6 protein-coding genes are annotated in these 5,301 nt (G+C 66.5%); 3 read left to right on the top strand and 3 right to left on the bottom strand.

Features of this window, described 5'->3' with window-relative positions; translation table 11 throughout:
• Positions 1-357: MFS transporter (locus AC1DHD_RS14160; RefSeq protein WP_476880322.1), on the bottom strand; the 357-nt coding region annotated here is incomplete at its 3' end.
• Between the two features lie 81 nt (positions 358-438).
• Between AC1DHD_RS14160 and AC1DHD_RS14155 the strand changes: the two genes are divergently transcribed.
• The 3 genes from AC1DHD_RS14155 to AC1DHD_RS14145 all read left to right on the top strand — a co-directional run bounded on the left by AC1DHD_RS14155 (position 439) and on the right by AC1DHD_RS14145 (position 3,179).
• Positions 439-906, top strand: coding sequence for a Fur family transcriptional regulator (locus AC1DHD_RS14155; protein ID WP_476880321.1), 468 nt, complete (start codon positions 439-441; stop codon positions 904-906).
• Positions 907-930: 24 nt separating this feature from the next.
• Positions 931-2,430 (top strand): catalase, encoded by a 1,500-nt coding sequence (locus tag AC1DHD_RS14150; protein ID WP_476880323.1) that lies wholly within the window; start codon positions 931-933, stop codon positions 2,428-2,430.
• Between the two features lie 113 nt (positions 2,431-2,543).
• Positions 2,544-3,179: a DUF2461 domain-containing protein gene (locus AC1DHD_RS14145; RefSeq protein ID WP_476880320.1), complete on the top strand. Its 636-nt coding sequence runs from the start codon at positions 2,544-2,546 to the stop codon at positions 3,177-3,179.
• A gap of 135 nt (positions 3,180-3,314) precedes the next feature.
• Here AC1DHD_RS14145 and AC1DHD_RS14140 read toward each other — a convergent pair whose 3' ends face one another.
• Positions 3,315-4,886, bottom strand: a complete 1,572-nt coding sequence (locus AC1DHD_RS14140) for an APC family permease (protein ID WP_476880319.1) — start codon at positions 4,884-4,886, stop codon at positions 3,315-3,317.
• A gap of 127 nt (positions 4,887-5,013) precedes the next feature.
• On the bottom strand, positions 5,014-5,301 hold a 288-nt coding region (locus tag AC1DHD_RS14135; protein WP_476880318.1), incomplete at its 5' end, for a DUF779 domain-containing protein.

Genomic DNA, 5,301 nt, shown 5'->3' with positions numbered 1-5,301 from the left:
GCTCTGCACCGCGACCATGGCGTACAGCAGCCAGACGTTGCCCAGGTGCAGCCAGGCCTGCAGCGCGAGCCCGACGGTGGTGAGCCACAGGACGGCGGAGGCGAGCAAGGCTACCTTGCGGCGGTCGTGGGCGTCCGCGATGGACCCGCCCAGCAGCCCGCCAATCACCAGCGGAACCAGGGCGAAGATGCTCAGCAGGCCCACGTAGAGGCTGTCCTGGGTGAGGCGGTAGACCTCCAGGCTCACGGCCACGAGGGTGAGCTGGCTGCCCAGGGCGGAGGCGGCTGATCCCAGCCACAGGCGGCGGAACGCCGGACTCTCGCGTAACGGCGTGATGTCCGCCAAGAATTTCCCCACCCGGCAACTCTAGTGGGACGCCCGGCTGAAATAAGCCCGCCCTTATTGTGAACAACTAAGAATAAGTGTTTGAATGGGGCCATGATGGATTCCGCGGACAGCAGCGAGGCATGGGCCACGGCCCTGCGCGCCCACGGCCGCCGCGTGACCAAACAGCGGCTGGCCGTGCTGGCCGCCGTCGCACGCCATCCGCATTCGCCGGCGGACGCCATCTTGGCCGCCGCCCGCGAGGAGCTGCCGGAACTGACCGCCCAGTCGGTGTACGTCGTCCTCGGCGACCTGACCGGGCTGCAGATGTTGCGCCGCTTCGAGCCGCCGCACTCCCCGGCCCTCTATGAGACGCGGGTGGGCGACAACCACCACCATGCCGTCTGCATCAGCTGCGGCCGCGTCGAAGACGTGGACTGCGCCGTCGGCCATGCGCCGTGCCTCACCCCGCACTGGGATGCCGGTTCCAAGCCGATGACCATCCAGATTGCGGATGTCCTGTACCAGGGCATTTGCGAGGACTGCCAGCGCACCCAAACACTTTCCGCCGACCGTAACTAAGTTAGAACCCGAAATAGGAGAATGATGACTCAGAACATCTCTGCGCCCGCAGTATCCACGACCCAAGCCGGTGCCCCCGTCACCTCCGACGCGCACTCGCAGTCCGTCGGCGCCGACGGCGCGATCATCCTGACCGACCACTACCTCGTGGAGAAGCTCGCCCAGTTCAACCGCGAGCGCGTGCCGGAGCGTGTGGTGCACGCCAAGGGCGGCGGCGCGTTCGGTACCTTCAAGACCACCGAGGACGTTTCCCGCTACACCAAGGCCGCCCTGTTCCAGCCGGGCACCGAGACGGACATGCTCATCCGTTTCTCCTCCGTCGCCGGCGAAAACGGCTCCCCCGACACCTGGCGCGACCCCCGCGGGTTCGCCGTGAAGTTCTACACCACTGAGGGCAACTACGACCTCGTCGGCAACAACACCCCGGTGTTCTTCATCCGCGACGGCATCAAGTTCCCGGACTTCATCCACTCGCAGAAGCGCCTTCCGGGCACGCACCTGCGCGATGCCGACATGCAGTGGGACTTCTGGACCCTCTCCCCCGAGTCCGCCCACCAGGTCACCTGGCTCATGGGCGACCGCGGCCTGCCGGCTTCCTGGCGTGAAATGCAGGGCTACGGCTCGCACACCTACCAGTGGATCAACGCCGCGGGCGAGCGCTTCTGGGTCAAGTACCACTTCAAGTCCAACCAGGGCGTGAAGTCCATGAGCGGCGACGACGCCGAGGCACTGGCCGGCTCGGACGCGGACTTCTACATCCGCGACCTGCAGGAGAACATCGCCGCCGGCAACTTCCCCTCCTGGGAGCTGCACGTCCAGGTCATGCCGTACGAGGACGCCAAGACCTACCGCTTCAACCCGTTCGACCTCACCAAGGTGTGGCCGCACAGCGACTACCCGCTGATCAAGGTCGGCACCATGGAGCTGAACAAGAACCCGGAGAACTACTTCGCGCAGATCGAGCAGGCCACCTTCGCGCCGTCGAACTTCGTGCCGGGCATCGCCGCCTCCCCGGACAAGATGCTGCAGGCCCGCATCTTCTCCTACGCCGACGCGCACCGCTACCGCGTGGGCACCAACCACGCCCAGCTGCCGGTGAACCTGCCCAAGAGCCAGGTCAACAACTACAGCCAGGACGGCGCCGGCCGGTACCACTTCAACGCCCCCTCCGTGCCGGTGTACGCCCCGAACTCCTTCGGCGGCCCCGCTGCCGTGGAGCCGCAGTCCCCGGCCGGTGGCTGGGAGCACGACGGCGAGCTGACGCTCTCCGCGCACTCCCTGCACGCTGAGGACAGCGACTTCGGCCAGGCCGGCACGCTGTACCGCGAGGTGTACGACGACGGCGCCAAGGCCCGCCTGCTGGACACCATCACCGGTGCGGTGAGCGGCGTCAAGAGCGCGGCCATCCGGGAACGTGCCATCCAGTACTGGACCAACGTCGACGCCGAACTCGGCGCCAAGCTGCGCGCCAACCTGGGTGCCGGCCAGGTGGAGTCCGACGCTGAGGCCGCCAACAAGGTCTAATCCCCGCCACAACAAACGCCCCGCCACGGACTCCGTGGCGGGGCGTTTGGCGTTATCCACATGGCCGGGGATTCTGCTCGCCTCCGCGGACGGCGGCTCCGTAGGATTTGACCATGAGCGCATTTACAGGCATTCCGGCGGACGCCTTCCGGTTTTACGCCGACCTCGAAGAGAACAACAACCGCGACTGGTGGCTGGAACACAAGCCTGTGTACGACGCCGCCGTGAAGGAACCGCTTACCCTGCTGCTGGCCGAGTTGGAGCCGCGTTTTGGCCCGGCAAAGCTCTTCCGCCCCAACCGGGATGTGCGGTTCTCAGCGGACAAATCGCCGTACAAGACCGCGCAGGGCGCCTTCGCGGCGCTGGACGAGGGGGTGGGGTTCTACCTCCAGCTCAGTGCCGACGGGCTCCTGGTCGGCGGCGGATGCCACACATCCACGCCGGCCCAGGTGGCACGCTTCCGCGGCGCCGTGGACGCTCCCGCCAGCGGGGAGACCCTGCAGGCGATCGTGGCCAAGGTCGCCGACGCCGGCTACGAGGTCGAGGGCGAGCAACTCAAGACCGTGCCGCGGGGCTTCGCGAAAGACCATCCCCGGGCGGAGTTGCTGAAGCACAAGTCCCTCACGGCCGGTGTGAACCTTGGCCAGCCCGGCTGGCTGGCCGGTCCAGGCGCCGTGGAGGAGGTGGCCAGGCGCTGGGAGGACCTGCGCCCGCTGGTGGAGTGGGAAGGCCGCTACGCCGCCCCCTGACGGTTACGCGGGGGCCCCGATGCCCGGGACGACAAACGCCGGGGCGGCACGGACCCGCCGGAGTTTCCAGCGGATTCGTGCGGCCMCGGCGTTGTCAATCCGGGCGGACGCTGATGCGCGGCCGTCTGCACCGGCTCAGGAGCGGGTGAAGGAGTCCTCGTCCTCGGTGGCGGCGGCCGGCCCGGTGTGGTCTGTGACCTGGTGGTCCGGGCCGTTGACGGCCGTCTTTGCCTCCGCAAACTTCTCGTTGAGGCGGGAGTGCCGCTTGCCGTAGGCGAAGTAGATCACAATGCCGATCACCAGCCAGATGGCGAAGAAGATCCAGGTTTCGACGGCCAGGTTGGTCATCAGGTACAGGCACAGCACGGCCGAGACCACGGGCAGCACCTTGCCGAACGGCACCCGGAACGCGGGCTTCAGGTCCGGGCGCTTCCGGCGGAGGACCAGGATGCCGAGGCTGACCATCACGAACGCGGAGAGCGTGCCGATGTTGATCATTTCCTCGAGCAGGTCCACGTTGGTGAGACCGGCCACCAGGGCCACGGCGGCGCCGCAGATGATCTGGAGGCGTGCCGGCGTCGCCCGGATGGTGCTGGTCTTCGAAAGGGACCGGGGCAGCAGGCCGTCGCGGCTCATGGCCATCACCACACGGGAGAGGCCCATGAGCAGCACCATGATCACCGTGGTGAGGCCCACCAGGGAGCCGAAGGCGATGACCTTGGCGGCGTCGGTGTTGCCCACGGCTTCGAACGCGGTGGTCAGCGTGGGGTTCTTCGCCTCGGCCAGCTTGGTGTAGGAGACCATGCCGGTCAGTGCGAGCGAGACCAGGATGTAGAGCACGGTGACGATGGCCAGGCCGCCGAAGATGCCGCGCGGCAGGGTCTTCTGCGGGTTCTTGACTTCCTCTGCGGAGGTCGCGACGACGTCGAAGCCGATGAAGGCGAAGAAGACGAGCGCTGCGCCCGCGAAGATGCCCAGGGTTCCGTACTGCGCGGGGGCCGCGCCAGTGAGGAAGCCGAAGAAGGACTGCTTGAGCACGTCGGTGGCGCCGGTGCCGCCGGTAGGCTCGGAGGCCGGGACGAACGGGGTGTAGTTCTCGAACTTCACATAGCTGAAGCCGACGACGATCACGAAGAGCACCACGGCGATCTTGATCAGCGTGAACACGTTGCCGACGCGGGCGGACAGCTTTGTCCCGAGCACCAGCAGCACGGTAAACACGGCGACAATGAGGAAGGCGCCCCAGAACAGGTCCACGCCGCCCACTGAGATCGACGGCGGAACGTCCAGGCCCATCAGCGCGAAGACCTTGCTGAGGTAGATGCCCCAGTACTTGGCGATCACGGCGGCCGCGGTGAAGAGCTCCAGGATCAGGTTCCAGCCGATAATCCAGGCGAGGACCTCGCCCATGGTGGCGTAGGTAAAGACGTAGGCCGAGCCCGCCACCGGGATGGCCGTGGCGAATTCGGCGTAGCACATGATGGCGAGGGCGCAGGTGACAGCGGCGATCGCGAAGGAAATGGTGACAGCCGGGCCGGCGAAGTTGGCGGCAGCCTTGGCCCCGACCGAGAAGATACCGGCGCCGACAGCAACGGCGACGCCCATGATCATCAGGTCCCAAGTACTGAGCGAGCGCTTCAACTTGCGTCCGGGCTCATCGGCGTCTGCAATCGACTGCTCGATGGATTTGGTCCGGAAAAGGTTCATAGGAAGTCCAAAATTTCGGTAGCTGGTGGGGAAACAGACCTATTAAGGATAGTGTCCATCCACTGGACGGCCGCTTTTATCCCACTATGTGAGACGTCGGGCCGCCACCGAACGCGGACCGGGGCGGCTAGGCGGGCCAGTCCATCAGGGTCGAACGGATCAGGAAGCGCTTTCCCTCGGGCGCTTCCACGGAGAAACCACTGCCGCGGCCGGTCACGACGTCCACCGTCAAGTGCGTGTGGCTCCAGTAGTTGAACTGCTCCTTGGACATCCAGAACTCCAGCGGCTGGGGCTGGAGCCCGTCCGAAATATCGAACAGGCCCAGGAGCACGTCCGAGTCGCCGGTGAGGAACTCCCCCGCCGGGTAGCACATGGGGGACGACCCGTCGCAGCATCCGCCGGACTGGTGGAACAT

It is taken from the genome of Arthrobacter sp. 05L45_2 (assembly GCF_056397525.1).
The sequence above is the reverse complement of the archived record's forward strand: the minus strand, read 5'-3'. Positions and strand labels throughout refer to the sequence as shown.